Consider the following 22,748-nt stretch of genomic DNA (forward strand, 5'->3'; position numbering starts at 1 on the left):
CTGGGAATATAAAAACTTAGTAACTAAAAAGTAAGTGGTTAGAAGGAATTATGATAAAATCTTTAACTGATATTTTAAGTAATGGAAATATATTATTTGTTACATTAGCTAGTTTAGCCACAATATTGGGTACATTTATTCTTAGACCAAGCTTTATTACTTTCTTTCAGTCCAATACTGCGGAAAAGAAAATCACAAGTAAGGAATTCGAATTTTTTTATCGAACCCTTATATTTATTACGCTTTTTATACTTATACCAATACTATTACAATTGTCACCAGATAATGTAATATTTGATTTCCTACTAGAAATAAATCCCAACTTTCTTTTTTTAACGTTATTTGTTTATTTAGCTATATCACTTATTTTTTTATGGCGGTTGCCTAAAGATTTTCATAAAATTAAAGTTTATCAAAAAGAAAGAACCTTTCTTAAAAGGATTATGGACTTTCTAAAAAAGAGATTTTTGTTTTATTTTCTTTTAATTACAACTATGCTAATGACCTATGTTTCTATATTTATTATAAGCTTAATTTATTTTCAACTATACTCTCTAGAAGAACCTATGATGATTTATACTTATGTTAATGGAACAATTGCAATTATATTACTTTCAATAATTTTCTTTTTACCTACTTACTTATCTTTTAATTATTTACTAACTCCTAATATTAGGATTAATAAGCTAGTTCTAAACAATTATGAACCTCTTGAAGAAGTTAAAGATTATTATTTATTACATAGAACTTTTAACGGTTATTTTCTAATAGGAGACCACCCTTCCAAACAAAAATGTAAAAATACTATATTAATAAAAAATGAGTCCATCATAATTTGGGACCTAGAACAAGAATATAAGTTTACTAATAAAAATCCTAAGAAATAATTAAATTCTATGAATTCATTAACACGTAAATCATATCATAATAATATTGTGAAATTTATCCTATAATTTTAATTCGATACCTATTATAATTTAGGTGAAATTCACTTAAATTAATAGGTTTCGAAAGTCTTCCTATTGAAATATCATCATAACATTATTTTTTTAAACTTCTAGTTATAAATTCGCTAGCCCTTTGATCTGGATTCACCTTCAAAATAAACTTTTGCAATTCGAGACGGTCTAGCAACTTTACATTACATGCTTTAGCTAATTCTCTAGCTTGCTTAGTAAATACTGAATTAGTAATTACCCATGCTTCATTTGCCGAGTAGTAAGCTTGTGAAGCATAAACTTCCCGAATTGCATCTAAACTTACTTTATGCATATAACCATATCTTTTTGCTTGAACTACGATTTTATTCTTTCCAACCAATATTAAATCTGCCCCAAAGTCACCAGATTTTTTCGTTACTCTCGGGCGATATCCTAACTTTTTAAATAATGCCTTTAAGTATTCTTCGAACTCATATCCATTCATTTTATCAATATCTTTTATCCCTGAACGAATCATTAATCTACTATGTCTTTTTTGTTTGATCCACTTAATAATAAGTGGGGTTAACCAAACTAACAAAATTAATACAAACAAGAAAATTACAACCAATTTATTATTTTCTATGAGTATATTCATGAATTTCTCTCCTTAATATAAAAAAAGCCTTCTACTTAAAGCGCTTTTGTAAATTGAGACTAAATTTCAATTATTTTTCCATCATTCGATCATACTCTTCAAAGTTTCGATCTTTTTTATATTCATGGTAAGTTTTTCTTAAGCTGTTTGTTAAACGAATCATATAATAATGTAAACTGACTCTATGATTTGGATTCCAAACTTGAAACCTATTCAAAGTTTTAAAATCAGTATCTTTTTGTTTTCCTACACTACTTCTGCTTTGTTTTACATATTCTCTCATTTCAGTTAGAACCGCATTCCCCATTCTCCTACGTAAATCACTTAACTTCGTTTCCTTATACTTTTCATGGTTGCTATTCGTCCCGAACAACCTCTCCGAAATAGAAACTTGTTCATCTAATAGTTCATTTAGTTTTTCCATTTCCTCTTTATGATAAGTTTCTAAATAAATATCCACTATTTCATCAATATAAGGTTTTGCTTGATTAGTAGATTGATAACCATATTTCCATTGTCGAATATCGCTTGGTAATAAGGATATGGATTGATAAAATAGTTTTTCCATTCTTTTATTAGACAATATGCTTATTTCCTGACTCTTTTTCTGATGTACAGTACCTCGAATTAATTCATCAATTTTATTGTAATCTTGACTTCTATCAAGTATTAAATTTGCAACTTTTGATTTCATTTTATCTATTGACCCTTGCTTTCTTTTGGCTCGATATTGTTCTATCCACTCTTGCTTTTCTATATCAAAAAATCTCTTCTTTTCTCTTGTAGGAAATGGCTCCACAATTGCAATATGAACATGAATATTATCCGTATTGTAGTGAATGGACGCTGTCCAAATTGCTGAGTCCAACATGTTTTCAGATTTTAACAGAGTGCTCACAGACTCTCTAATAACGTTTTTTACTTTATCCTCATCTAACTGTTTTGTTTTAGAATTATAAAGTCCCACTTCTTCTAGCCAACTATTATCAAAACTAACAACATCCTGCCACATTGGTGAGCCATTTGTTTGAGCTAGTGTAAAGTTCTTTTTGATTTGAGATTTCTGTATATCATTTAATTCATTTATTTCATTACTAAATAGAGAACCCCGCTTTATATCATCCTCCATATACTCCATGTAGCGTTGAAAAAAACTAAATTCATTCTCATCTGAATCACGGTTTAATTTGACAACTCTTTCTACCTTAGCTTCCTCACGATCAATATAATTAACATACTCTTGTAAACAGCATTAGTAGATATTCAACTAGCATATCTAGTTTTTAAAAAGTTTGGAGAAGAGACATTTCTTCACTTTTGAACAATGCTATAATGTTGTCAAAATAATTTATGGAGGGATCTTATGGCAAGTTTCGAAAAAAGAGGAAAAACATGGCAGTATAGTATAAGTAGAATGGTAAATGGAAAATATTCTCCAATAAGGAAAGGGGGATTTAGGACTAAAGCAGAAGCTAAAGCAGAAGCAATTGAAATTGAATCTAGATTAAAAAAGGGATTAGCAAACAATTTAACTCCAATTCCCTTTGATGAATATTTCGAGGGATGGGTTAAATTATATAAAACTAATATATCAGATACTACTATGAAGCATTATCTATATACTTTAAATGCTATAAGGGAACATTTCAATTCAAAACCTATTCAAGATATTAGGCGTCGTGACTACCAATTATTTATCAATGAATTTGGAGCAACTAGAGCAAAGGAAACTGTAGAGAAAACAAATGGACATATAAGATCCTGTGTTAAAGATGCAATCGAAGACGGGGTCATTCATTTAGACTTTACTAGAAAAATACAAATAACATTCTCAACACCTTCAAAAAAGCCAAAGGAAAAACATCTAAATTTTGAGGAAAGCCAAAAGCTATTAAATGAATTATTTAATAGACTGGATAAAGGTCTAGGTTACTATCTATTACTTCTTGGATTAACGACGGGATTGCGTTTTGGAGAATTAGTGGGGTTAACACGAAAAGACTTTAATTTTAAAACAAACAAAATAAACATCGATAAAACATGGGGCTATATGGCAAGATCACCAAGAGGATTCGGACCAACCAAAAACGAGGAATCTATTAGAAGTTTTAAAGTTAACAAATCGGTCATGAAAGCATTTGATGAATTATTTCAAACGACACCTACTAATATACATCAACTGGTGTTCTACAGCCCTTCATCAAAATATAAGGTTATTAGTAATACTAATGCAAATAAACTTCTCAGAAATGTACTTACTGATTTAAAAATAGAACCAATTACAATGCATGGATAGACATACACACGCAAGTGTATTATTATATAAAAAGGTATCGATAAACTATGTTAGTGAACGGCTTGGACACAAAGATTTAGAAACAACTTGGAAGACCTATGCACATATTTTGGATGAAATGAGAGAAGAAGATGAAAAAGAAACTCTAAAAGTATTCGAAGATATGATTGTGTAGAAAATGTGTAGAAAAAAATAAATTCCTATCTATTCCTATCGACTTCTAAATAAAAGTAAAATACTCACAAACATTGATATATCAATATTCATGAGTATTACACTTTTTCTTAAATTCATCTAAAAAGACATAAAAGTACCGGTGGTCGGGGTCGAACCGACACTCCCGAAGGAACACGATTTTGAGTCGTTAAATGACTCGAATCTAATCGCGTAGGGTGGTACCGTTCATTTTAACGGATATATTTCGGAAAAACTAGCGCACGACTCTTTCCTTTATACGCCATTATACCGAAGCTCACCCGATTAGACAAGCCTTTTCGTTATTACTTTCTGCGGCTCCCGTTTATCTCCCGCCATAGTCCGCATAAAATCGTGAATACTCGGTACTTGGAATACTCGTAATACATCGGAGTTTATTTCGTATCTTGTATCGCTAATCATTATGATATACGGAAACACCTTCCGCGACTGCTGCCACGTCTCCTTGTCGATAGTACCGGAATAATAGAGCGCTTCATACCGTTTTATCTTCTTATCCATCACGGCTTGCGAGTAGGTATTCCGTTGTAGCTCGATATAGAACGGAGTCCCTTTAAATATCGTAAATATGTCGGGTTCGCATAAACCTTTCGCATATCGAACTTCAACCGTAAATATACGAGGTTCAGCGTACTTCTTTAACTGTTTATAGACGTTAACTAGTTCGAGGTAATGCGGTATTTTGGTACTCGTTCTTTTCATTTTCGAACCATGCGGAAAATATACGTAAGGTCGGAAGTCGGTGCCTACCTCGATTTGTCCGTCGCGTGCTAATCGTTTTAGTACGATATTGGCGTTAGTGATCGGATTTTTTAGGTTAGCGAAATGTATATCGGCTACATCATTCCGACTCATGACGCGGAACCTCTCTAAGTCCTTTATTATCGATAGGTCACGTTTCATCATCGGTTAGCACTCCCCATATATCCTCTTTAGTATCGGTTTCTTTGCGTAGCGGAACGACATTACTCGTAGACTGTTTATACGGCGATAGTAGTTTCCGAGCTTTATCCGCAGCTAACCAAGGCGCCTGTATTTGTTGGTAATCGGAATTTATTCGTAATATCATCCGTCCAGGCGTTTCTAACTTTTCCGCTCCTGGTGTACCGATAATTTTCGAATTGATTGCGTCAGCCGTTTTGAATCCCATACGAACGGTTAAATTTACCTTTAGCTTACCGTCTAGTAAATTACTATCGGGGCGTTGCATGGATAAAATGAGAAATACACCCAATGACCGCCCTATACTTGATATTTCTTCTAATACGTCCATAATATCCGTCTCTTTTTTCAGTAGAACAACCTCGTCAATACACACGATAAGATACGGCGGTTTCTTGTCTATCTCGTCGATAGACGTTACCTCGTGTTCATCGAGTAGATTACCGCGTTTAATCATCTCTCGCTTAACTTTCGCTAGTACCGGTCGCAGTTCCTCCGCCGAATGGTAAACGCCCTCTACGTGTTCAAGATTCTTAAAGGTAAAAAACTCCGACCTTTTCATATCCGCTAAAATAAGTCGTACTTGTTTCGGACTGCGAGACTTAATAACCGTTGTTAAAATACTACGCACGATACTAGACTTACCGCTGCCAGTTTCTCCCGCGATTAGTAAGTGAGGATGTGTTACCATATCGTAAGTAAACATTTTACCGGCGAGATTCATTCCGCAAACTATCGGAAGTTTATGCTTAGTTGTGTCGATATCCTCGAATTTATACGTAAATTCTTTCGGAAGTCCTTTCGGATATACGTTCAATATACCGCGTTTACTTTCGACTTTTAGGTCGATATAGTCGTTAAAGTATTGTTTTAACACGTAGCTTTTTTCGATAAACCTATCGGGATTAACGCCTTTAGGTATCGAGAATACAAACGTCATTTTATCGTCGGTTATCCTTGTTTTAAGGATATTCGGCTTAATTTTTACTTTTTCGTCCTTCCGTTTGAGATATAGCTCCCCGTTTAGAAACGCCTTTCTTAATTTAGACTTTTGAGCGGATTTCCGCATACCTTCATATACGTAAGGTGCCGAACCATAGACAATGGAACCTATAAATGTCGCCCAAGCCATCTCTATAATCATGATGTCCCTCCTAAAAGAAAGTAATAGAAATTGTATTGGTTACATACCACAAACCACCGGCAATAAGAGCTATCATAATCAGATAACCTATTACCGATAAAATCTCACTTTCAAATCTTGCCATTGCTAACGACAATAGTCCTACTGCGCTCATTGTTAGTAATCCCCATGATGCTAGTGCGCCCATTTTTACCCTCCTTAAATATTCTGAATTTTATTAATTCTGAATTTTATTAATCCCCCTCGCTGCTCCCCCTCTTGCCCGCTCAGCTATCGCTTTACTTTAAACAAAAGTTACAATCGCTTTATTCCATTGTTTAGTAGAACGATTACTTTTATAGATTTGCCGAAGTAGTTATTTAAGTAATTGCTTACGTTATTACTTTATTAGTTATTTTGTAAATAATGCGTGTCTATGTGAATTTTAAATACAAAAATGTGAAGTAATAATTCAAAAGGTTTTATGGAATAGTTGTCGAATAAGTACATAGGTGATTAAAAATGGAATTGAAAAGTAGAATAAAAGAATGGATCGTACGAAGTGGGTACACAAACGAAAGGCTTGCGGAGGAATTAGGGGTTAGTCGAGAAACTGTATCGAAATGGGCGAATAGTAAATCGTTTCCAGGCGTAAAGACTTTATGGGTACTGGCTAAAAAGTTTAATTGTAAAGTAGACGAGCTATACTATGCCTTAGATAACGAAAAAGAGTGAAAGGGAGCCTTACACTCCCCTTTATACTCTTTAATTATCTTCCAATTCAGCGAGTTCTTCCTTAATAGGTTTTACGGTTTTAAGATCAATCCTTGAGTAGCTAATATTCCCAATAGTGATACTCTCTATCTCGTTGTTATTCCGTTTTTCTTCTAATCCCTTTGCGTCATACACGTCTACTTCGATAATGTCGTCATCCCCGCTATGCGTTGTCACATGTAACTTTATCATTTATGACATACCTCCTAATTAAAATTTAACTAAATACTCAATATCAAAGTTGTCACTAACAAACCTGTCATCTTTGCTAACGTAACTTACTGTATCTTTTGCCAACTCTATAACCCTATTCAAGTCTAATTCGCTATCCGATTCAATTATCGTGTTTATTGATTCCGATATAAATTCATGAGGATTAATGTCTGCTAATGCTAACTGCCAATTGAAGTGACCTTCGTCCGGAATAACTTCCGATAATTCAAAGCTATTATCGTGATTCATGGTTATTATAGCTACGTTTTCCGAGCTATCTATCCCGCTCAAAATTACTGTCTGTTGAAGCTCATTATCCATTTTCTGTTTTTCAGCTAAATAGATTTTAAGTTCATGCGCAACCCTTGTCACATCAAAGTCTAGTATCGGTAATTGTACTATATATCTCAAACAGTCCAATGTAACTTCAAAATCGCCGCTAAACCCTACGATTACACGATCGTTAATTTTAAAAACCTTTCGCATATCGTCATAATACTCGTTGTAATCTTCTACATTAGTTCGCCTCTTATCCCCCACAAATACCGTAAATTGGTCGGTTGCAAACGCCGCAAGTAGCGTCATCAGTAGACTCCTCCTAAGTGACTCTGTATGAATACACGTAGCATGACATCAGCTTCAATCCTAGCCAAATCATTAGGTCTAATTGTTACCTCATGACGACCTCTTGATACTTTCCCATCAGAATCCTTTGCTAAGTAGGGAATTAAATTTAAACGGTCTGCTTGTAAATTTGAGTACGGGACTAAGTTACCATCTACCCTTATCTCTACGGCACTAGGCAAGGTGCCTACCTCATTAATCTCGTGCTTCACCTCGTGCGTATGGTCGGGCAGACTGAACTCGTGCGTATGACTCGGTATAGTAACATCATGCGTATGACTCGGTATTGATACATTATGCGTATGGTTCGGTGTACTAAATTCGTGCGAATGTGCGGGAATTGTTACGTTGTGGCTATGATTACCGCTTGACCCAGCAGTATAAATATTCCCACTACCAGAAGCCATGATATTATAAAAAACTGAACTACCAAATCCAGTATACATTCTCGTAGGAGAACTACCGCCTTGCCCTTGATCGACAAACATTAAGTGCCTATGGTCTCCGCCAGCACTCGATGTTTGGGCGCTACCTCCGCCACTTTGCGTACTTCGTGAAGTCCCACCTCCGCTAGAGCTTGTCTGCGTACTACCACCGCCACTAGACGTAGAGCGAGTCGTCCCGCCACCGCCTTGCGTAGATTTAACGATTGCTCCTCCCCCTGCAGTTGCCTTAGAGTATAAAAAGAACGCCATATTAATTACCTCTTTTCCTGAACTCGGCTAACTCCGCCTTCATCTCGTCAATGTCCGATGACGTACCGCTATTTGACGTAGATGATACTTCGTGTTTTTCCGTCAATAGTCCGTGGGCTTGTATTATAGTCCTAAACATCGCCGCATTTTTTTCTTTAATTACTCCATCGATAGCAGCCGCAAACACTTCGGGCAATCGTTCTTGTGTGTTACGGACTATCTTTTTATTCAACTCGGCCACAAACGTGTCGTCGTTCCGCCAGTTCCGGAGTGTCCTATCGGATACCCCTACCTCCTCAGCGATTTGTTCGTATGTTTTACCACCGAGTTTAGGTAACGCAAGGTATTCGATTGCAGCTATTTGTTTTTCGCTTAATTTTGCCATTCAATCCCTCTCCTTTTAATCATGTGTTTTAATACCATCGGTAAACTCTTCACTTATCGAGCCTTTTCGATCAATTGCGTCTTGAGCGAGCTTTTTAACATCTTGAAATGCGTTGTTTTTATCCTTATCGCTCCGAAATGTGTACCTACCGTAATACGGCGCGCTCCATTCGTACTTACGTTGTATATCATTTAGCCTAAGCAAATAATAACCATCTTTCGGCAATACGCTTTCCAGATATTTCATAATCTCCGCAAAGGTATCCTTGTGCGATAATTTCTCCGGAAAATATAACGAATGTATTGCGTAAGTATATCGACCTGCATACTCCATTATGCCAACGCCTATACAATCATCTAATCTAACTGACGTTAACTTGAATTTTCTTAGCGGTGAGTTATATCGCTTGTCGTAATCTTCGTATGGCATTGATAGACCGTTAATAACAACGGTATCCGGATCTTTAAAATCGCATTTGTTCGATTCTGATAACGTTTTAAAAATGTTCTCGTAGTACCCTCGCGATATAATCGAATCCCCGCATTTTAACGTGTAATATTTACTTGGTTCGTCCAGATACAACGTGACTTCATCGTCAAGAAACTCCGAGGTATTACCGTCCTTATCTTCCTTCATAAGACGAACGTTTGTAGCGTGAGCTCCCCAATGTTGATTTTCTTTGTAGATACAATACATTTAATCCGCTCCTTTGATTTTAAATAAGCGCTCTTTTGTATCGTTACTTACTAACAATTCAATCGAATAGGTTGCCCGGAAATTTCTTCCAGGCTTTCTTTTTCTCTTTTTAACTGTCCTATCCATTCCTCCGACCAACTCCTTTCAAAAATAGGTGTATTTAACAAATCCAGTAATAATTTAGGCGATTTAAGGCGTATGTTTTTAGTTCCGCTAGTATTTGTACCTAAACGAAATAAAGCGCCTTAAATCGCGTTATTTTAACGATTTTTTACTCCGATGCTTTCACGCCAAACATACGCTCTGCGGAACGGCGTTGGATTATCGGAATACGAAATTGTACGGCTTTCAACTTTCCGTGTTTAAAATAATCGGCTTGTATCGCCCAGTCCTTCTTATACCGCTTAATCCTACGTATAAGGTCACGATCTTCCGTGTACCCTGCTAACCAACCTTTTTCCTGTTTCCATATCTCGTTTGACATTTAGTCCCTCTCCAATTAAAAAGACGCCAGTTAAGGCGCCTTACTTTGTTTATTCTCTTTCGTTTCCGTCTTCTACAGAGTTTTTACGGATAATCCCGTTGTTAATTGCGGATAAGACCTCACGCTCCGTTACCCCATACAGTTGCTTGCTTCCACCAAAGTAAAACGGATGTAATGCGGATGTGTGTATAAAGTCTAAATTTTGCATGTTAAAGCCGACCTGGTCAGCTACGGACTTTTGCAGATTCTTAGCTTCCTCGCCTAGCTTATAGTAGTCTGCCAACGCACCAAGATAAGCAGCTTTTGCATCGGCTACCTTTTGTGCCGCTTTAGGTTGGTTGTTATGATAATACTCTTGCGCCTCTTTTTTAGCTAATTCCACCGCTTGTTTGGATAACGCCTGTTTTCGTGATCCATTAAAACTAAAGGCCCTCGCTTTTCTATCTTCCGCACCTTTTAGCTTTAATTCAAGTTCCGTCACTTCCTTGCGCAATTCATGCTCGGCTTGTGCGTTCTCCTCCGTTAAGTTTTCGAGGGACGCGTCAATCGCCCTTTTGAGTTTTGCTCTTGCTTCCGCTAACTTCTCGGTATATTCCGCCACTTGTTCCGCCGTTTTTTGGCTGCGCTCCACGGCTGCCTTATCTTCTTTTTTGTAGTCCGCTACTAACTGCTCTAACTGTTTTGACATTTCCATTCTATCAATCTCCTATCTTATTATATTTTTACTACCTAGAATCGTATCTTTTAGTAATTGCCAACGCCCTTTAACCGTGCGATAATACTCTAAAGAATCTAATGCCTCGTCACAAGTTGCCGCCTCAAACGGTTCCATATTATCCTCTAATTCCATTGCGGCGAGGTCACACTTTGCAAAGCGCTTCATTATCCGCTGTGATGTACGGCACAACGTCGGATAAAGAGATGGATTAACGTTACCTAACTCAAATCCGATCGTATTAACTAACTCATGGTCGAGTACAATTGTAAGTTGGATAACGCCCTCAACTTTCGCTGCTCTACGTAAAGCGCGTTGTACTGCCACGTGACCGCAGTACACTTCGTCAAATCTGCGTTTACCTTTCGTGACAAAAGTTCCACTAGCGATTTCTTTTTCGAAATTCGTTAACGTGTAAGAATATACCGAGCGCTTGTCATCGGTTGCGACAGATAGGTATAACGTATATCTCACACCGTTTCCGCTCCTTCCTCGGTTTCCATAGCTTGTAGTAACGTATCAATGCGTAAGATTTCCGCCGCATCCCTAGTGCTACCGGCTCCGCCTCTATATGCCTCGGCTTTTTCTTCGCGTAACTTCCGCAACTCGTCCGCGCTAAGTCCCGCAAACTTGTCCGCAGGTCTGCTCGCCTCATGGTCGCCGTTTTGGATTTCAGTGTATAACGTGATTACATCGCGTTTAGCTTGGCGATAGTCCGAATCGGTTACCGTACGAGTGTGAGGTGATGATGCCCCTTCGTATTCTATTACCGTCTGCTTAGCTTTAAGCAATTCCCTTTCTAATTCTGCTCTTTTAGTTAACCATTCTTCCATTCTAAATCCCCCTATAATTTAGTCGTTTTATTGGTTAAGTAATCTCTTAACCTTAAATTCCGTTTTATCACTTACTAGTTTTGCGCCCGTTTCCATTAGTGAGATATAAGACTGTTGGAGACCTATACGATCGGCAAATTCTTTTTGCGTTAGTCCAAGAGTAAAACGTACCTCTCTGAGTTTTTTTCCGTCCATGATATGCAAATTTCCTCCTCCTTATTTATAATTATTGAAAAATATTACCAATAGGGTAAAAATAATTTTTCGTCGAAGCTATCGACGTTTTGGCATGCCGACCTACGAGATAAATAACCAGCGCTAAGTTATCTATCCCTCTATACCTATATTTTTGTCGCCACTTAAAACTTGTTTTGCTTGTCCCCGTGATAATCTATCACCCTCGCAGGTATCTTCCTATTTCCTTTTCCATAGATGCTCTGTTTCGCCTCGATAATTGACATTTTTTCAGAACTCCATGGTACTTCAAATCGTTCTCCGACCTTTATCATGGAATACTCATTAACCCAAAAAGGATATTCGTACCAATAATAATAATCGTCCATTAACTTGTGTTTCCGTGGCTTCGGATTTAATAGCTCCTTATCTGCCCTCTGTTGGCGTCTTTGTAACGTTTTAATACCTCGCTTACATTCTTCGCTACAAGTTCGCCTAGTGTTGCGTAAACTATCGTCTCGCCAGTAGTAACCGCAGTAGTTGCATCGTTTAACGCGTTTATCGGTCGAGTCGTGTAATTCCCCTCTTAATAGTTTTTGGATGACAGATAGTGCTTCGTCGCTAGTGCATCCTTCTGTATACCTCTTAGTGAATTCTATTGCCCCGGTTCCTGGGTCTTTATAATTTATCATTTATATTGACTCCTTTAGCAGTTTAATTGGAAGTGTACATTTCTGGACTAAAGAACTTATTTATATGGGAATGGATAAAAGAGATAGCCGTTAGGCAAGGGTTTAGCTGACACGCGGCTTCCAACGGTTATCAAATTCGCGTCGTTTAACGTGTTTTCTAATTTCGCTAATATCGCAAAGCATTAAAGCCACCTCAATAATGTCGTGGTCTGCGTTTACTTCGACCGAGTTTTCTCCTTCTGTAGGCTTTTCGATAGCTAGACGGTATTTGTTAGGCTTATATCGAACTTGCCCGATTTCCAAACTACGCGCTCTATCGACTTCAGCTTTTCGATGATACTTAATAAATCCGACCTCTATAAGCTTTTTCACTGCGCTAGTTACAGTCGTTCGACTCGTTGTACCAATCATTTTCATCGCCGTACCGATCGTCAAATAGAATATGTCGCCATACCGTTTACTTGTAATTAGCATGGCGTAGGCTAACTGTTTTTGGCGGAAGGTACCGCAACTTAGCACCGCTAGAATTTCAGATTTATAGATTACTAGAGGCTTGTCCGAGCTGGTAATTGATATATCCTTTTCAAAGACATAGGATACAAGTCGTTCAGCCTCTTTTTGCCAATAATCCGGTGTACTCCCTTCCGAAAAATATTCGCGAGGTGTGGCTAGTAGAATATCCATAATGACAGATACCGTTTCAGCCTCGTCCCACCCCTGCGTATTACCGAAACAAGCAAGTGTAAACGTAGTCTTATGCCTCGTTCCACTTTGTATCAATCTGCCCGTTTCGATTATTTGCGCAGCGTTTTGCAATGCTTGCGATAAATCAACCGCGTTAACGGTAATATCCGTACTAGCCGCGACTCTTTCAAACTCGGAAACTTGCTCGTCTGTTAGTCCGAAGTCATTTTCGGTAATTATCTCGGCGGAAATCGGCTCGACTTCGAGTAGGTAGTCGTAATTTTCGATAGGTTCCAATGTTTGATTATCGACAAACCAACAACGATTACCGGTCTTTTGATGAACGCCTAGAGGTAGCTTAACTCCTTGTGTACTAGTCGCCCTAAATTCAATCTGACCGTCTGGGATTTCGCCAACAGTAGCAATTACGCTCTTATAGAACGACATTAAGTCCGTAACAAGGATCGGCTTATCGAAAAAGATATCAATGTGATACCCTTTACTCCCGCTAAAACTAACGTGTATATCAGAACGTTTTATTCCGAAATCTTCTACGATAACATTAACAAGTTTTAACGTTGCCCATCGCGCGGTTGGATTCTCCTTGCAATCGACATCGAAAGTTATAAACTTATTAAAATGCCCTCCCGAGAAAATTCCGTATGTGATATCACCTTTTAGATGCGTTCGTAACATACTATCGTTTAGTTTTGTCACCTTATTTTTGTTGTTGTGCGTAAGAGTGACATATTTTCCATCTTTAAACTGGACTAGATACTTATATCTCGTTTGAATGTACAACTCATTAATCTTTTTAATAAGTTGCTTATTTGGCTGCTCCATTTAACCCCTCCTCTTTATAAAGTTGTGCTAGAACGGTAATTAGTTAATTCCTTTTCTAAGTCCTGGTTGTTTCGGAAAACAAACACCAACATTCCAGGTCTCTTATGAGACGGTTCGATATGAACTAATTGATACCCCTTTGCTACTAGGTCGTTTGCTACTCGTAAACTTAAAATACATTTAAACTTTTCCAAACTTTCCACTCCTCAATTGTTATATTTTATTAATTTCTAGGAAACACTAATTAATGCTTTACTTTTCAACTCCCTTCGCTTATAATAAAATAGAATAATAGTGCTGAAATCTGTACTACTAAAAAACAAGAAAAAAGAGAGAACTGTTATAGTATTTTATTGCAACACTAAAATAAGCACGTAGAGGTACTTCTGATGGACTTTTACCCACCTAAGCTACTACGACCCTAAAATCCCCTTAAACGCGCTCACAGACCCCTTAAAATGCATTTATTGAGTTTTGATTTTAGATTAAACCCAAAAATGAACATTCCACCCCCTTTTTGAATTTCAAAAAATACCCCCTCACTAATAGCAAATTGGAAATTCCATATTTTAGGAGAAAAAATGACAAAAGTCCTACTGTTTGTGAACAATTTGTGAATATCAATAATAATTATCGCTAAAAATGATTACAAAGTACCATAAGTTTTTTGCTTTTCGATAGTACTGTAAATTTTTTACAGTATGCCTAATTACCATAATTGGAATATTTTTACATAGGTACAGCTCATTTTTAATCACTGATACAGATTATTCTTCCGGTAGTTTTTACCGGACTAAATGTTACTTAGATTAAGGCGCCACCTCCGAAAAGGTGACGCTATCCGTCCAATTTATATTTAATAAACCCCACATTGTCCCTTTCGCAGGCTTTAAGCTGAGCGAGCTTTCGGTATTATTTACCGACGTGGCAGCGTCGTGTAAACTACGTAACCGTTGCCGCGATTACGCGTTTATCATTTCGAATAGCAAGTAGAGTAACGATCCAGTAAATGCCGCTATATAAAACGCATCGATTGCGTTGACCTTGCGTCGAATATTTCGTATAATTAATCGCATAATAATGTTTTCCTTAAGCTCTATCGATTGCCGTCGATAGGGTTTTGTATTATTGCCTGCTCCATTACGAAACGGATAACCTCGTCCCACTCTTCGACGGTCAAATCCATAGTAAAGATTGCGTTCTCCATCCACTCCGGCAATACTCCTGGCGGAACGTGAGCGTAGTAGTACGCCTTCAATATATCGTCCCAATTCTCGTATTGCTCTCGATATAATTCCTCTAGTTGCGGGTGTCCTTCCGGTAAGTTGTTACGTTCATCATTCATAAGCTGTATGTAGCGATCAGCTATCGCCTTATAATCAGTAGTTTTCTCCATTACATTTATCATTGTGAATCCTCCTCATTTTCGATAAGTATGTTCCGGTCTAATGCGCCCATAAGCGCTTCAATGTTCGATAGCTCGTCCTTCATCTTACGGCGATGTTTTAGCGCAGCTTGCAGGCTTTTAACGGTGCGACCGCTGTTAAAAAAGCTGATATTGCGGCTATACTCAATATCGTGGTAGATGTCACTAACCGCTAGGTCTGCCTTGCGTACATCTTGGCGAAGCCTTGCACGTTCCTTTACTGCGATATTTCTAGCGTCTTGTAATAGCGCCTGTAGCTTTCGGCCATTTTTAGTCAGCGACATATTTCTCCAACTCCTTCCGCATATTTTCAATTTCCTCGACGTCGTAATCGTATTCCTTTATAATGCGGTCAAATATCGGTGGTAGTTGCGCCGGATGTAGGTGCTGATAAAGATACGACTCGATCACCTCGACCTCCGCGTTATACGATTCAAGCGCCCACTGTTCGTATTCTGCGCTATCCTCCGGGCTGTTTCTTCGTGAGTCCGTCTTTAGTGCGTCATAGGTTTCGATAACTTGCTTAATGTAATCCTCACCATCGAACCAAACTACTCCACTCATCGTGATTCCCTCCTTTTTACTTGCGTATTTTCACTTGCGGATTGCTTAACGTGTTACTCATTTCGCGAACAATATCGGCGTCGATAGCGTCAGGATTCTGCCGGACATATGCCCGCATTACCTCGGTTAGTATGGACGCCTCAACAAAGTCCATTGTTACCTCGATACGCTTGCCAGTATTTGCCGCTTGCATATCGCTCACCTCCGATTAGATTACGATTAAGAATATAATTACTGATAACGGTAGAGCTGCGCTTGCCGAGTAAAACCAAACGCGATCACTTGCACCAACTTCGCCCGGCTCTCCGATAAAGTAACTATCAATAGCCGATGACAAGTTACGTAGTTTAATCACCGATAATGACCTCCTTTCACTTATTCCGTTACGTTTTTTCGTAACGATTAACCTTATTATAATTCCGCTTTTTCGTAACGTCAAGAGAAAAATTACGATTTTACGGAAATATTTTTTAGATTTGTGGTAATATAGATATAAAAACAGGAGGTAGATATTATGAAACTAACAATCGATGTGGTATTAAAAGAAGAATTAAAAAGAAGGAACATAAGTCAGAATCAGTTAGCAGAAATGACAAACATAAGAAAGGCGGCTATTAGCGAGCTAATAAATAATCAACGAAGATCCATTAATAAAGAGCATTTAATTAAGATAGCTGAAGCCCTTGAAATAACAGATATTACGAAATTATTAGTAATCAAGGAGACAATAGAAAAAAGTAATTAAAATAACATTGACTTGTTACGCTTTTTCGTAATACAATGAATGTAACAAAAATAAATGGAGTGATACATTCATGGGAAACGAAGTATATCCAATTAAATCAAAGCGCGACTTTAACAAGATTAAAAACGCATTACACGGACGCGACCGGCTACTATTAACATTAGGGACGGCGTTCGGATTGCGTATAAGCGATTTACTAACGCTAAAGGTAGGAGATTTACGCGGAAAGGATTCGCTAGTACTAACGGAGGCTAAACGCAAAAAGAAACGTACCATAACGTTTAGCTCCTCTGTAAAACGGGAATTAACCATATTAGAGGGGAAAGACGATGATTACATATTTAAATCAAGAAAAGGCGAAAATAAACCAATTACTCGCATCCAGGCATACCGAATACTTAACGGAGCCGTAGAACGCGCAGGACTTACGGAAAAGATCGGGAACATTGGGACGCACACTCTCCGCAAAACATTCGGATATAGACTATACGAGAATGGCGTAAATATCACGCGTATCATGGCTATATTGGCGCATAGTTCGGAGCGTGAGACATTAAAATATATCGGAGTTACCGCGGATGAAATCGCCGAAGCATACGAGAGCATTGACATTTAAAGTCGATGTTCTTTTTTTTATGGAAATGTCAAAGTGAAATTTTGATATGCGGATTTGAGAACCGCCAGGAGGTGGCTGTACCAAGTTACCCTCCCCGCGCCCCCTAGTACGCCCCTATTTTAGCGCCTATCCGCCCTTATTTTTATACATTTCGATGAATACCGAATGTAACAAAATCACGTTATGTTACGTTCACCAACGCGCTCATCCATTGTCACGCCTACATTAGCGCACATTTATCGTACACTCCACGAAATTCTCCGATATACATTCGGATAAAGTCCGCCATATCAACGTTTACCATTTCCTGCCAGTAGATAGGCGATGCATAAAATCGTGCATAAACGAAATTGTGTCCGAATATGTCCGCCTATAGTTCCGTCAAAATGTCGGAGGGGTCACGCGCAAACGCCTCGTGCCTGGTAATTCACACTCCATGCGGAAATTATCGGCATCATAATTCCTCGAAAATACCGGCGTAATAACCATCGAAAATAATCGCCATAAATCCCGTTATACCAAGTATTAGCACCTAGTCATAATCGGTCAAACTCCGTAAAATCCCGCATTTCCGGCCGGCATAATTATCCGTTACTTTTTCGGCGACAAACGATGCAACGATCGTCATAAAATGAGTATCGATGTTTGCGGAATAATTTACATTGCAGCCAGTATTTTAGACGCATGGTTTCACCTCCTCGAGATATAGACGTCTGCTTAGTTTACGTACACTTGCGAATATGTAGGATTCTAAGCTGTCGATATAACCGAGTTTGTATCGGCGTATACAATCGATAATACATGCGGTAAATGCGTCTGTGTGCGGTTGGTCTCGTTGTTCGGGCGGTAGTGTGGCTATTTCGTAGAGTGCACGTAATCCCAAATGTGTGTACGTACACAAATTTCCAACCTCATCAAAAATACGTATGAACTTATCCGCTTGAAATGACATGTCGACATGTCGCATATTTTTCGTCAAATTCCATACACTTCCGCATGTAATTCCGCCCAATATAGACGCTTAAACAGGCGTTTTACACTCGTATAGAGGTATCCGTCTATATTCGATATTTGACCGCCTTTAAATCGCCTTATAACGTCTAATATCAGTGTATTTAGTTCGTCGGGATACGACTCTACACGCTGATCCTTACGTTTTGCACGTAGTATAATTCCGGTTAATCTGCGAATATCAGCACCGTTAAAGAACGGAGATAGTGCGGAATAGATTGGCGCAGGTATTGCGTTCTTAGTCGCCTGTGCCGTATCTAATATGTATGTATAATCGCTTAATAAATTGTCGGTTTCCTTTTTCGTTTTCGGTCGGACAACCTTACGCTCGCTTACGTTTTCACGATTGGAGCAATGCGACATTTCCGATACGTCATTAAACGGTAAAATACGATAAATATTCGCACCTTTACCGCCTGTAATTCGGCGAGTTGTCGATATTTTCTCGATGATACCTAACTCGATAAGGACACGTATAGCGCGCTCTATTGTTCTCCGCGACTTTCCGATTCCATTAGCGATAGTTTCCATTTTTAAATGGCTTGCTCCGGCAAATTTAACGCTGTATTGTGCGATAAATTGTAAAATATTGCGCTGTGTATCGTTCATTTCGTATTTATGTACGTTTGTATGCTGCTTAACGTGATAATTTAGCTCTTGGACGCTATCAAACGTCTGATAATCCGATAAATAGTGCATTTTTGCGCTCTCCTCCTTATTTGAGGCGCAAATACACGGTTTTACATACTCCCATAGATATAAATAAGTTCTTTAGTCCAGAAATGTACATATCTATAATGGGAATGTATGTTCGATTTCGAACGCATGGCAAATAAGCCTTGCAAAACGTCCTTTTTTCCGATAAAATAATACCTAGCGATAGGTGTGATGTATCGGTTTATCCGTGCATTGCGCTTTTTTTTTGTTTTATAAATTGTTTAACGGTGAAAACTGACGATGTTTCTCAGATACTTCACTACTAAATAGGTTTACATAGACACGAACCATTTCCATTGAAGAGTGTCCTAGTATCTTTTGTAACTCAAATACTCCGGCCCCATTCATAACAGATAATTTGGCGAATGTATGTCTTAACGTGTGAGTTGAGCAACGAACGCCTTTAATATTTGCTATCTTTCCGTATTTTGCTGTGACCTTCTGTAACTGACTTCGTGTCATAGCTGTTTCATCGATAGTTACAAAAAGATGGTCCGTTTCACACGTTCCTCGCAATTTTAAATATCTCCTTAACTGCTCTTTCATTTTTTCTTGAATAGGAACATAACGATGAAAATGATTCTTTGTATTTCTGATAAAAATTTGTCCTTCTGCTAGTTTTACATCATCAACTAATATTCCGGCAGCTTCATTTAATCTGATTCCAGTTTCGAGGATTAGTAACATAAAAGTATAATCCCGCTGTCCTGTGAAAGTTCGCATATTAGGCGCATTTAATAATTGGCGCAATTGTTTTAGACTAAGCGTTTCAATATTCGCCTTTCGTTCTTTAAGTAACGGGTACTTGTGCATCGGATTTTCGTCTATATATTTTCGCTCGTAAAGAAAATTGAATAGTGTACGGATTGCCCGTAACTTCGTATTGATCGTTACCGTTCGCAAGCAACGTCGCTCCTGCATATCCTCGATAAATTCATCGATATGACGGCGCACGACCTCATTAATAATTAACGAATGTTCCTCACGCGCTAAATATTTACGAAAATCGTTACATTCACGCACATAGTACCGTAATGTAAATTCGCGTAACCCTTTCCTCTTGGCGTCTTTAAGAAATATCTCCATAGCGCCATCAAACGACATAACTTCGCTTTTTAACGACTTCTGAACTACGTCTAATTCATCGCCTATTAACTCGTTTCTCCTTCTCGCCAACGCAAAAAAGCCCCCTTCCGATTAATTTCGGAAAGAGGCGTGAGGGTGTACGACCATTTTTCGCTATATGTAAATAAAAATAGCGATACCTACGCTAGTAGATACCGCTATATATATCAACGTTTTCAGATACCGGTGGTCGGGGTCGAACCGACACTCCCGAAGGAACACGATTTTGAGTCGTGCGCGTCTGCCAATTCCGCCACACCGGCATATTAATAATTGACGAATGTCTTGACTGACAAATATTAATATAGCACGGAATGGCAATAGAAGTCAACCAAAAATTGTTTAACCACATTACATTAGCTTACTTTCTCTTTCCTATTTACCCGTTTCAATATAATGAATCGAATAACCTTTCCTATAAGAAATCCAAGAATTAGAAAAATAATGGGCAACCAAATCACGCCGAAATATACTCCATTTATATTAAATGTCGGGGAATAGACTACCCCAATAGTTCCTATATAAGCTGAAAAAACAAATGGAATAAATGAGTATGGTTCTTTTCCACCACCCGCATCTCGATAAGCATCCCAGATGGCAAACAAATAGATACATGGATAAAACATCAGCCACTGAAAATTGGTAGCAGAAATAGCTTCATGAATCTCTCCATGAAAACTTGGAAGTATAGCGTAATTCAATCCGGATTGAACGTTGACGAAGAATTCTAATATAATTAGAACTGTCCCTTTAAAAAGCTTTCCATTTAAGTAATGTCCAAACCCAGGTAACGCAATACTCCAAAACAAAACCTCCATTTTTTTATCCCTTGCCATTTAAACACACTACCCATCTGCTAATTGTTGTCGATCTGATGCCATAGGCGGTTCCTCCAACCAACCATTATTTATCATAATATTTGCCCCATCCTCACAATACGCCGCTATCTCTGTACTTAATCGTGTATATTGGTGCCCTAAATCACGTCGATGACTCGCAGCTAAACTAAACCCGTAAAATCCTAATACAGCCGCATTTAATGTTGTTGTATGATACATAATTAATTTGTCAGAGAAAACAAAAGTGGTACAATCTGTAACTTCGGTTTCCAATGTCATTGGAACAGGAAGATCATTTTCACGCATAACAGAACCTAACACTTCAGCATGTTTTGCTGTTATTTCCTTCCCTCTTTCCATATACTGCCTTACTTCCTTAGAATTAGCGACTTGCGCAAAACCAATTAACGTTGCAATCCCCAAGGCATTACGGAGAATATTTGAAAATAAGTTCGAGATTTCCATGCCATTTAGTGGTCTTCTTTCACCAAACCAGCCAGTTAAAAAGCGTTGTTTCTTTATATACCCCGCCTTTTTTGGTGGTGATAAATATGGTGGGCGTACATTAAGCCCCTTGGATAGCATTAGTTTTAATGCCTTTTTATGAAGCATGTTTGCCTCAGTAAAATTATGAGAAAAATAATCATAAATATCCTCTCTTGCAGAACATGCAATAGCCACCGAATAGTTGTTCATGCCAATCTGGGACATCTCGAATATAGGTAAGTATGTAACTATCCGAATATAGTCTTGGGGCATTAACATCTACATCCTCGTTAACATTAAAGCCAATTGGTACTGGATAATTTTCTCCCTCAAAAAAACTATTTAGCTTTGGAATATGTGATTCAGCTAGATCAAGTGCATACTTGACAAGTTCTTTCACCTCGTTATCTTCAACAATATAAAAAAAATATCTAAATATACAAATTGCCATACTATCATCCATATAATTAGTCCAAAGTTGTGTAATCTCTGTTGAAGTTAAACGTGCATTGTGGTTTGTGTCCATTTATCCTCCTACCTCCAAAATTATTTGAGTCCGCTATTAGTTTTCCCTAACTGTAAATATTATACAGGGATTACAATACTATAATTTTCCTTTTCGAGAACATTAATTGAATTTAATAACAATAAAAAAAACTCTTTTGTTTTAACTGCAATATAGATTGCAACTAAAACAAAAGAGTTTAATGTATTTGTAGGCCATCTAATACCTACTATTTATATGGAATAGTAAAATTGGAGGCGGTAACCGGATTTGAACCGGTGATAAAGGTTTTGCAGACCTCTGCCTTACCACTTGGCTATACCGCCATAAATTCTGGAGCGGAAGACGGGATTCGAACCCGCGACCCCCACCTTGGCAAGGTGGTGTTCTACCACTGAACTACTTCCGCAGTGGCTGGGCTACTAGGATTCGAACCTAGGAATCACGGGACCAAAACCCGTTGCCTTACCGCTTGGCTATAGCCCAATAAAAGGGCGACCGGTGGGAATCGAACCCACGAGTGCCGGAGCCACAATCCGGTGCGTTAACCACTTCGCCACGGCCGCCATAATAAAAATGGCAGGGGTAGTAGGAATCGAACCCACATCAAAGGTTTTGGAGACCTTCGTTTTACCATTAAACTATACCCCTACTATTAAAAATATTACTATTTTTTTATAAATGGTGGAGGGGGGCAGATTCGAACTGCCGAACCCGAAGGAGCGGATTTACAGTCCGCCGCGTTTA

Annotated in this window: 35 protein-coding genes and 7 tRNA genes (1 of these 42 running past the window's edge); 6 read left to right on the forward strand and 36 right to left on the reverse strand. The window is 38.1% G+C overall.

What is annotated here, in order from left to right; translation table 11 throughout:
* The first annotated feature begins 50 nt into the window (after positions 1-50).
* Positions 51-887: a hypothetical protein gene (locus MKY78_RS04995; protein WP_339216689.1), complete on the forward strand. Its 837-nt coding sequence runs from the start codon at positions 51-53 to the stop codon at positions 885-887.
* 154 nt (positions 888-1,041) lie between these two features.
* Here MKY78_RS04995 and MKY78_RS05000 read toward each other — a convergent pair whose 3' ends face one another.
* Positions 1,042-1,578, reverse strand: coding sequence for a restriction endonuclease (locus MKY78_RS05000; RefSeq protein ID WP_339216691.1), 537 nt, complete (start codon positions 1,576-1,578; stop codon positions 1,042-1,044).
* A gap of 70 nt (positions 1,579-1,648) precedes the next feature.
* The gene (mobP2, locus tag MKY78_RS05005; RefSeq protein WP_339217834.1) at positions 1,649-2,803 is read right to left on the reverse strand and encodes a MobP2 family relaxase; all 1,155 of its coding nucleotides are present in this window, start codon (positions 2,801-2,803) and stop codon (positions 1,649-1,651) included.
* A gap of 138 nt (positions 2,804-2,941) precedes the next feature.
* On the opposite strand from mobP2, the gene MKY78_RS05010 reads away from it, so the two are divergent.
* Together MKY78_RS05010 and MKY78_RS05015 are read left to right on the forward strand one after the other, a co-directional pair.
* The gene (locus MKY78_RS05010) at positions 2,942-3,874 is read left to right on the forward strand and encodes a tyrosine-type recombinase/integrase (RefSeq protein WP_339216693.1); all 933 of its coding nucleotides are present in this window, start codon (positions 2,942-2,944) and stop codon (positions 3,872-3,874) included.
* Positions 3,867-4,049, forward strand: a complete 183-nt coding sequence (locus MKY78_RS05015) for a tyrosine-type recombinase/integrase (protein ID WP_339216695.1) — start codon at positions 3,867-3,869, stop codon at positions 4,047-4,049. The genes MKY78_RS05010 and MKY78_RS05015 overlap by 8 nt, the downstream gene beginning before the upstream one ends.
* 305 nt (positions 4,050-4,354) lie before the next feature.
* Here MKY78_RS05015 and MKY78_RS05020 read toward each other — a convergent pair whose 3' ends face one another.
* The 3 genes from MKY78_RS05020 to MKY78_RS05030 are packed head-to-tail and all read right to left on the reverse strand — an operon-like array spanning position 4,355 to position 6,363.
* The gene (locus MKY78_RS05020) at positions 4,355-4,996 is read right to left on the reverse strand and encodes a hypothetical protein (RefSeq protein WP_339216697.1); all 642 of its coding nucleotides are present in this window, start codon (positions 4,994-4,996) and stop codon (positions 4,355-4,357) included.
* Positions 4,983-6,176 carry an FtsK/SpoIIIE domain-containing protein gene (locus MKY78_RS05025; protein WP_339216699.1) on the reverse strand — a complete coding sequence of 398 codons (1,194 nt, stop codon included), beginning with the start codon at positions 6,174-6,176 and terminating at the stop codon, positions 4,983-4,985. The genes MKY78_RS05020 and MKY78_RS05025 overlap by 14 nt, the downstream gene beginning before the upstream one ends.
* Positions 6,177-6,186: 10 nt before the next feature.
* Positions 6,187-6,363 (reverse strand): hypothetical protein, encoded by a 177-nt coding sequence (locus tag MKY78_RS05030; protein ID WP_339216701.1) that lies wholly within the window; start codon positions 6,361-6,363, stop codon positions 6,187-6,189.
* Between the two features lie 320 nt (positions 6,364-6,683).
* Here MKY78_RS05030 and MKY78_RS05035 point away from each other — a divergent pair, with 320 nt between their 5' ends.
* Positions 6,684-6,890, forward strand: a complete 207-nt coding sequence (locus tag MKY78_RS05035; RefSeq protein WP_339216703.1) for a helix-turn-helix transcriptional regulator — start codon at positions 6,684-6,686, stop codon at positions 6,888-6,890.
* 30 nt (positions 6,891-6,920) lie between these two features.
* Here the strand turns inward: MKY78_RS05035 and MKY78_RS05040 are convergent, their stop codons facing one another.
* The 19 genes from MKY78_RS05040 to MKY78_RS05130 all read right to left on the reverse strand — a co-directional run bounded on the left by MKY78_RS05040 (position 6,921) and on the right by MKY78_RS05130 (position 16,312).
* Positions 6,921-7,121: a hypothetical protein gene (locus tag MKY78_RS05040; protein WP_339216704.1), complete on the reverse strand. Its 201-nt coding sequence runs from the start codon at positions 7,119-7,121 to the stop codon at positions 6,921-6,923.
* 18 nt (positions 7,122-7,139) lie between these two features.
* Positions 7,140-7,727 carry a hypothetical protein gene (locus MKY78_RS05045; RefSeq protein ID WP_339216706.1) on the reverse strand — a complete coding sequence of 196 codons (588 nt, stop codon included), beginning with the start codon at positions 7,725-7,727 and terminating at the stop codon, positions 7,140-7,142.
* Entirely contained in the window at positions 7,727-8,461 is a 735-nt protein-coding gene (locus MKY78_RS05050; protein ID WP_339216708.1) for a hypothetical protein, read from the reverse strand. The genes MKY78_RS05045 and MKY78_RS05050 overlap by 1 nt, the downstream gene beginning before the upstream one ends.
* 1 nt (position 8,462) lies before the next feature.
* Complete coding sequence (locus tag MKY78_RS05055; RefSeq protein WP_339216710.1) at positions 8,463-8,846, reverse strand: phBC6A51 family helix-turn-helix protein; 384 nt, start codon at positions 8,844-8,846, stop codon at positions 8,463-8,465.
* A 15-nt stretch (positions 8,847-8,861) separates the two neighbouring features.
* A complete protein-coding gene (locus tag MKY78_RS05060; RefSeq protein ID WP_339216712.1) occupies positions 8,862-9,542 on the reverse strand; it encodes a hypothetical protein in 681 nt (226 codons plus the stop codon).
* Positions 9,543-9,668, reverse strand: a complete 126-nt coding sequence (locus tag MKY78_RS05065; RefSeq protein WP_339216714.1) for a hypothetical protein — start codon at positions 9,666-9,668, stop codon at positions 9,543-9,545.
* Between the two features lie 145 nt (positions 9,669-9,813).
* Positions 9,814-10,026, reverse strand: coding sequence for a hypothetical protein (locus MKY78_RS05070; RefSeq protein ID WP_339216715.1), 213 nt, complete (start codon positions 10,024-10,026; stop codon positions 9,814-9,816).
* 49 nt (positions 10,027-10,075) lie between these two features.
* The gene (locus MKY78_RS05075) at positions 10,076-10,720 is read right to left on the reverse strand and encodes a hypothetical protein (RefSeq protein WP_339216717.1); all 645 of its coding nucleotides are present in this window, start codon (positions 10,718-10,720) and stop codon (positions 10,076-10,078) included.
* A 12-nt stretch (positions 10,721-10,732) separates the two neighbouring features.
* Positions 10,733-11,215 carry a hypothetical protein gene (locus MKY78_RS05080; RefSeq protein WP_339216719.1) on the reverse strand — a complete coding sequence of 161 codons (483 nt, stop codon included), beginning with the start codon at positions 11,213-11,215 and terminating at the stop codon, positions 10,733-10,735.
* Positions 11,212-11,574 carry a hypothetical protein gene (locus tag MKY78_RS05085; RefSeq protein WP_339216721.1) on the reverse strand — a complete coding sequence of 121 codons (363 nt, stop codon included), beginning with the start codon at positions 11,572-11,574 and terminating at the stop codon, positions 11,212-11,214. The genes MKY78_RS05080 and MKY78_RS05085 overlap by 4 nt, the downstream gene beginning before the upstream one ends.
* A 27-nt stretch (positions 11,575-11,601) precedes the next feature.
* Entirely contained in the window at positions 11,602-11,769 is a 168-nt protein-coding gene (locus MKY78_RS05090) for a helix-turn-helix transcriptional regulator (protein ID WP_339217836.1), read from the reverse strand.
* A gap of 164 nt (positions 11,770-11,933) precedes the next feature.
* The gene (locus MKY78_RS05095; protein ID WP_339216723.1) at positions 11,934-12,440 is read right to left on the reverse strand and encodes a hypothetical protein; all 507 of its coding nucleotides are present in this window, start codon (positions 12,438-12,440) and stop codon (positions 11,934-11,936) included.
* 102 nt (positions 12,441-12,542) lie between these two features.
* Entirely contained in the window at positions 12,543-13,820 is a 1,278-nt protein-coding gene (locus MKY78_RS05100; protein ID WP_339216725.1) for a hypothetical protein, read from the reverse strand.
* Positions 13,821-13,981: 161 nt separating this feature from the next.
* Positions 13,982-14,161, reverse strand: coding sequence for a hypothetical protein (locus MKY78_RS05105; RefSeq protein ID WP_339216727.1), 180 nt, complete (start codon positions 14,159-14,161; stop codon positions 13,982-13,984).
* 902 nt (positions 14,162-15,063) lie between these two features.
* Complete coding sequence (locus MKY78_RS05110; protein ID WP_339216729.1) at positions 15,064-15,375, reverse strand: hypothetical protein; 312 nt, start codon at positions 15,373-15,375, stop codon at positions 15,064-15,066.
* Positions 15,372-15,677, reverse strand: a complete 306-nt coding sequence (locus MKY78_RS05115; RefSeq protein WP_339216731.1) for a hypothetical protein — start codon at positions 15,675-15,677, stop codon at positions 15,372-15,374. The genes MKY78_RS05110 and MKY78_RS05115 overlap by 4 nt, the downstream gene beginning before the upstream one ends.
* Positions 15,664-15,957, reverse strand: coding sequence for a hypothetical protein (locus tag MKY78_RS05120; protein ID WP_339216733.1), 294 nt, complete (start codon positions 15,955-15,957; stop codon positions 15,664-15,666). Before MKY78_RS05120 ends, MKY78_RS05115 begins: the two co-directional genes overlap by 14 nt.
* A gap of 16 nt (positions 15,958-15,973) precedes the next feature.
* Positions 15,974-16,150 carry a hypothetical protein gene (locus MKY78_RS05125; RefSeq protein WP_339216735.1) on the reverse strand — a complete coding sequence of 59 codons (177 nt, stop codon included), beginning with the start codon at positions 16,148-16,150 and terminating at the stop codon, positions 15,974-15,976.
* A 15-nt stretch (positions 16,151-16,165) separates the two neighbouring features.
* Positions 16,166-16,312 (reverse strand): hypothetical protein, encoded by a 147-nt coding sequence (locus MKY78_RS05130; RefSeq protein ID WP_339216737.1) that lies wholly within the window; start codon positions 16,310-16,312, stop codon positions 16,166-16,168.
* 159 nt (positions 16,313-16,471) lie between these two features.
* On the opposite strand from MKY78_RS05130, the gene MKY78_RS05135 reads away from it, so the two are divergent.
* The gene (locus MKY78_RS05135; RefSeq protein WP_339216738.1) at positions 16,472-16,702 is read left to right on the forward strand and encodes a helix-turn-helix transcriptional regulator; all 231 of its coding nucleotides are present in this window, start codon (positions 16,472-16,474) and stop codon (positions 16,700-16,702) included.
* A 70-nt stretch (positions 16,703-16,772) separates the two neighbouring features.
* A complete protein-coding gene (locus MKY78_RS05140; RefSeq protein ID WP_339216740.1) occupies positions 16,773-17,318 on the forward strand; it encodes a tyrosine-type recombinase/integrase in 546 nt (181 codons plus the stop codon).
* A 975-nt stretch (positions 17,319-18,293) separates the two neighbouring features.
* Here the strand turns inward: MKY78_RS05140 and MKY78_RS05145 are convergent.
* From MKY78_RS05145 to MKY78_RS05200, 12 genes are all read right to left on the reverse strand, one after another.
* Positions 18,294-19,028: a helix-turn-helix domain-containing protein gene (locus MKY78_RS05145; RefSeq protein WP_339216742.1), complete on the reverse strand. Its 735-nt coding sequence runs from the start codon at positions 19,026-19,028 to the stop codon at positions 18,294-18,296.
* A gap of 228 nt (positions 19,029-19,256) precedes the next feature.
* On the reverse strand, positions 19,257-20,222 hold the full coding sequence (locus MKY78_RS05150; RefSeq protein WP_339216744.1) for a tyrosine-type recombinase/integrase: 966 nt from the start codon (positions 20,220-20,222) through the stop codon (positions 19,257-19,259).
* A gap of 130 nt (positions 20,223-20,352) precedes the next feature.
* A tRNA-Leu gene (locus MKY78_RS05155) sits at positions 20,353-20,434 on the reverse strand.
* A gap of 93 nt (positions 20,435-20,527) precedes the next feature.
* Complete coding sequence (locus MKY78_RS05160) at positions 20,528-21,007, reverse strand: hypothetical protein (RefSeq protein WP_339216745.1); 480 nt, start codon at positions 21,005-21,007, stop codon at positions 20,528-20,530.
* A gap of 9 nt (positions 21,008-21,016) precedes the next feature.
* Positions 21,017-21,706: a DUF3231 family protein gene (locus MKY78_RS05165; protein ID WP_339216747.1), complete on the reverse strand. Its 690-nt coding sequence runs from the start codon at positions 21,704-21,706 to the stop codon at positions 21,017-21,019.
* Entirely contained in the window at positions 21,654-22,022 is a 369-nt protein-coding gene (locus MKY78_RS05170; protein ID WP_339216749.1) for a DUF3231 family protein, read from the reverse strand. The genes MKY78_RS05165 and MKY78_RS05170 overlap by 53 nt, the downstream gene beginning before the upstream one ends.
* 231 nt (positions 22,023-22,253) lie before the next feature.
* Positions 22,254-22,327: transfer RNA gene (locus MKY78_RS05175), tRNA-Cys, on the reverse strand.
* Between the two features lie 8 nt (positions 22,328-22,335).
* Positions 22,336-22,410, reverse strand: a tRNA-Gly gene (locus tag MKY78_RS05180).
* Between the two features lie 2 nt (positions 22,411-22,412).
* Positions 22,413-22,487 (reverse strand) — tRNA-Gln (locus MKY78_RS05185).
* Between the two features lie 7 nt (positions 22,488-22,494).
* Positions 22,495-22,567: transfer RNA gene (locus MKY78_RS05190), tRNA-His, on the reverse strand.
* 11 nt (positions 22,568-22,578) lie between these two features.
* A tRNA-Trp gene (locus tag MKY78_RS05195) sits at positions 22,579-22,652 on the reverse strand.
* A 31-nt stretch (positions 22,653-22,683) separates the two neighbouring features.
* Positions 22,684-22,748, reverse strand: a tRNA-Tyr gene (locus tag MKY78_RS05200) (it continues 19 nt past the right edge of the window).

The sequence above is a fragment of the Ornithinibacillus sp. FSL M8-0202 genome, assembly GCF_037975285.1.
Lineage (GTDB): Bacteria > Bacillota > Bacilli > Bacillales > Amphibacillaceae > Ornithinibacillus > Ornithinibacillus massiliensis.

Coding starts and splice junctions, on each gene's coding strand:
- MKY78_RS05025 (WP_339216699.1), bottom strand. CDS start 6,176: ATGATTATAGAGATGGCTTGGGCGACATTTATAGGTTCCATTGTCTAT.
- MKY78_RS05165 (WP_339216747.1), bottom strand. CDS start 21,706: ATGAACAACTATTCGGTGGCTATTGCATGTTCTGCAAGAGAGGATATT.
- MKY78_RS05010 (WP_339216693.1), top strand. CDS start 2,942: ATGGCAAGTTTCGAAAAAAGAGGAAAAACATGGCAGTATAGTATAAGT.
- MKY78_RS05045 (WP_339216706.1), bottom strand. CDS start 7,727: ATGACGCTACTTGCGGCGTTTGCAACCGACCAATTTACGGTATTTGTG.
- MKY78_RS05075 (WP_339216717.1), bottom strand. CDS start 10,720: ATGGAAATGTCAAAACAGTTAGAGCAGTTAGTAGCGGACTACAAAAAA.
- MKY78_RS04995 (WP_339216689.1), top strand. CDS start 51: ATGATAAAATCTTTAACTGATATTTTAAGTAATGGAAATATATTATTT.
- MKY78_RS05030 (WP_339216701.1), bottom strand. CDS start 6,363: ATGGGCGCACTAGCATCATGGGGATTACTAACAATGAGCGCAGTAGGA.
- MKY78_RS05070 (WP_339216715.1), bottom strand. CDS start 10,026: ATGTCAAACGAGATATGGAAACAGGAAAAAGGTTGGTTAGCAGGGTAC.
- MKY78_RS05055 (WP_339216710.1), bottom strand. CDS start 8,846: ATGGCAAAATTAAGCGAAAAACAAATAGCTGCAATCGAATACCTTGCG.
- MKY78_RS05160 (WP_339216745.1), bottom strand. CDS start 21,007: ATGGCAAGGGATAAAAAAATGGAGGTTTTGTTTTGGAGTATTGCGTTA.
- MKY78_RS05100 (WP_339216725.1), bottom strand. CDS start 13,820: ATGTTACGAACGCATCTAAAAGGTGATATCACATACGGAATTTTCTCG.
- MKY78_RS05135 (WP_339216738.1), top strand. CDS start 16,472: ATGAAACTAACAATCGATGTGGTATTAAAAGAAGAATTAAAAAGAAGG.
- MKY78_RS05015 (WP_339216695.1), top strand. CDS start 3,867: ATGGATAGACATACACACGCAAGTGTATTATTATATAAAAAGGTATCG.
- MKY78_RS05145 (WP_339216742.1), bottom strand. CDS start 19,028: ATGCACTATTTATCGGATTATCAGACGTTTGATAGCGTCCAAGAGCTA.
- MKY78_RS05170 (WP_339216749.1), bottom strand. CDS start 22,022: ATGGACACAAACCACAATGCACGTTTAACTTCAACAGAGATTACACAA.
- MKY78_RS05095 (WP_339216723.1), bottom strand. CDS start 12,440: ATGATAAATTATAAAGACCCAGGAACCGGGGCAATAGAATTCACTAAG.
- MKY78_RS05040 (WP_339216704.1), bottom strand. CDS start 7,121: ATGATAAAGTTACATGTGACAACGCATAGCGGGGATGACGACATTATC.
- MKY78_RS05000 (WP_339216691.1), bottom strand. CDS start 1,578: ATGAATATACTCATAGAAAATAATAAATTGGTTGTAATTTTCTTGTTT.
- MKY78_RS05120 (WP_339216733.1), bottom strand. CDS start 15,957: ATGAGTGGAGTAGTTTGGTTCGATGGTGAGGATTACATTAAGCAAGTT.
- MKY78_RS05115 (WP_339216731.1), bottom strand. CDS start 15,677: ATGTCGCTGACTAAAAATGGCCGAAAGCTACAGGCGCTATTACAAGAC.
- MKY78_RS05085 (WP_339216721.1), bottom strand. CDS start 11,574: ATGGAAGAATGGTTAACTAAAAGAGCAGAATTAGAAAGGGAATTGCTT.
- MKY78_RS05020 (WP_339216697.1), bottom strand. CDS start 4,996: ATGATGAAACGTGACCTATCGATAATAAAGGACTTAGAGAGGTTCCGC.
- MKY78_RS05065 (WP_339216714.1), bottom strand. CDS start 9,668: ATGGATAGGACAGTTAAAAAGAGAAAAAGAAAGCCTGGAAGAAATTTC.
- MKY78_RS05060 (WP_339216712.1), bottom strand. CDS start 9,542: ATGTATTGTATCTACAAAGAAAATCAACATTGGGGAGCTCACGCTACA.
- MKY78_RS05110 (WP_339216729.1), bottom strand. CDS start 15,375: ATGATAAATGTAATGGAGAAAACTACTGATTATAAGGCGATAGCTGAT.
- MKY78_RS05140 (WP_339216740.1), top strand. CDS start 16,773: ATGGGAAACGAAGTATATCCAATTAAATCAAAGCGCGACTTTAACAAG.
- MKY78_RS05125 (WP_339216735.1), bottom strand. CDS start 16,150: ATGCAAGCGGCAAATACTGGCAAGCGTATCGAGGTAACAATGGACTTT.
- MKY78_RS05050 (WP_339216708.1), bottom strand. CDS start 8,461: ATGGCGTTCTTTTTATACTCTAAGGCAACTGCAGGGGGAGGAGCAATC.
- MKY78_RS05090 (WP_339217836.1), bottom strand. CDS start 11,769: ATGGACGGAAAAAAACTCAGAGAGGTACGTTTTACTCTTGGACTAACG.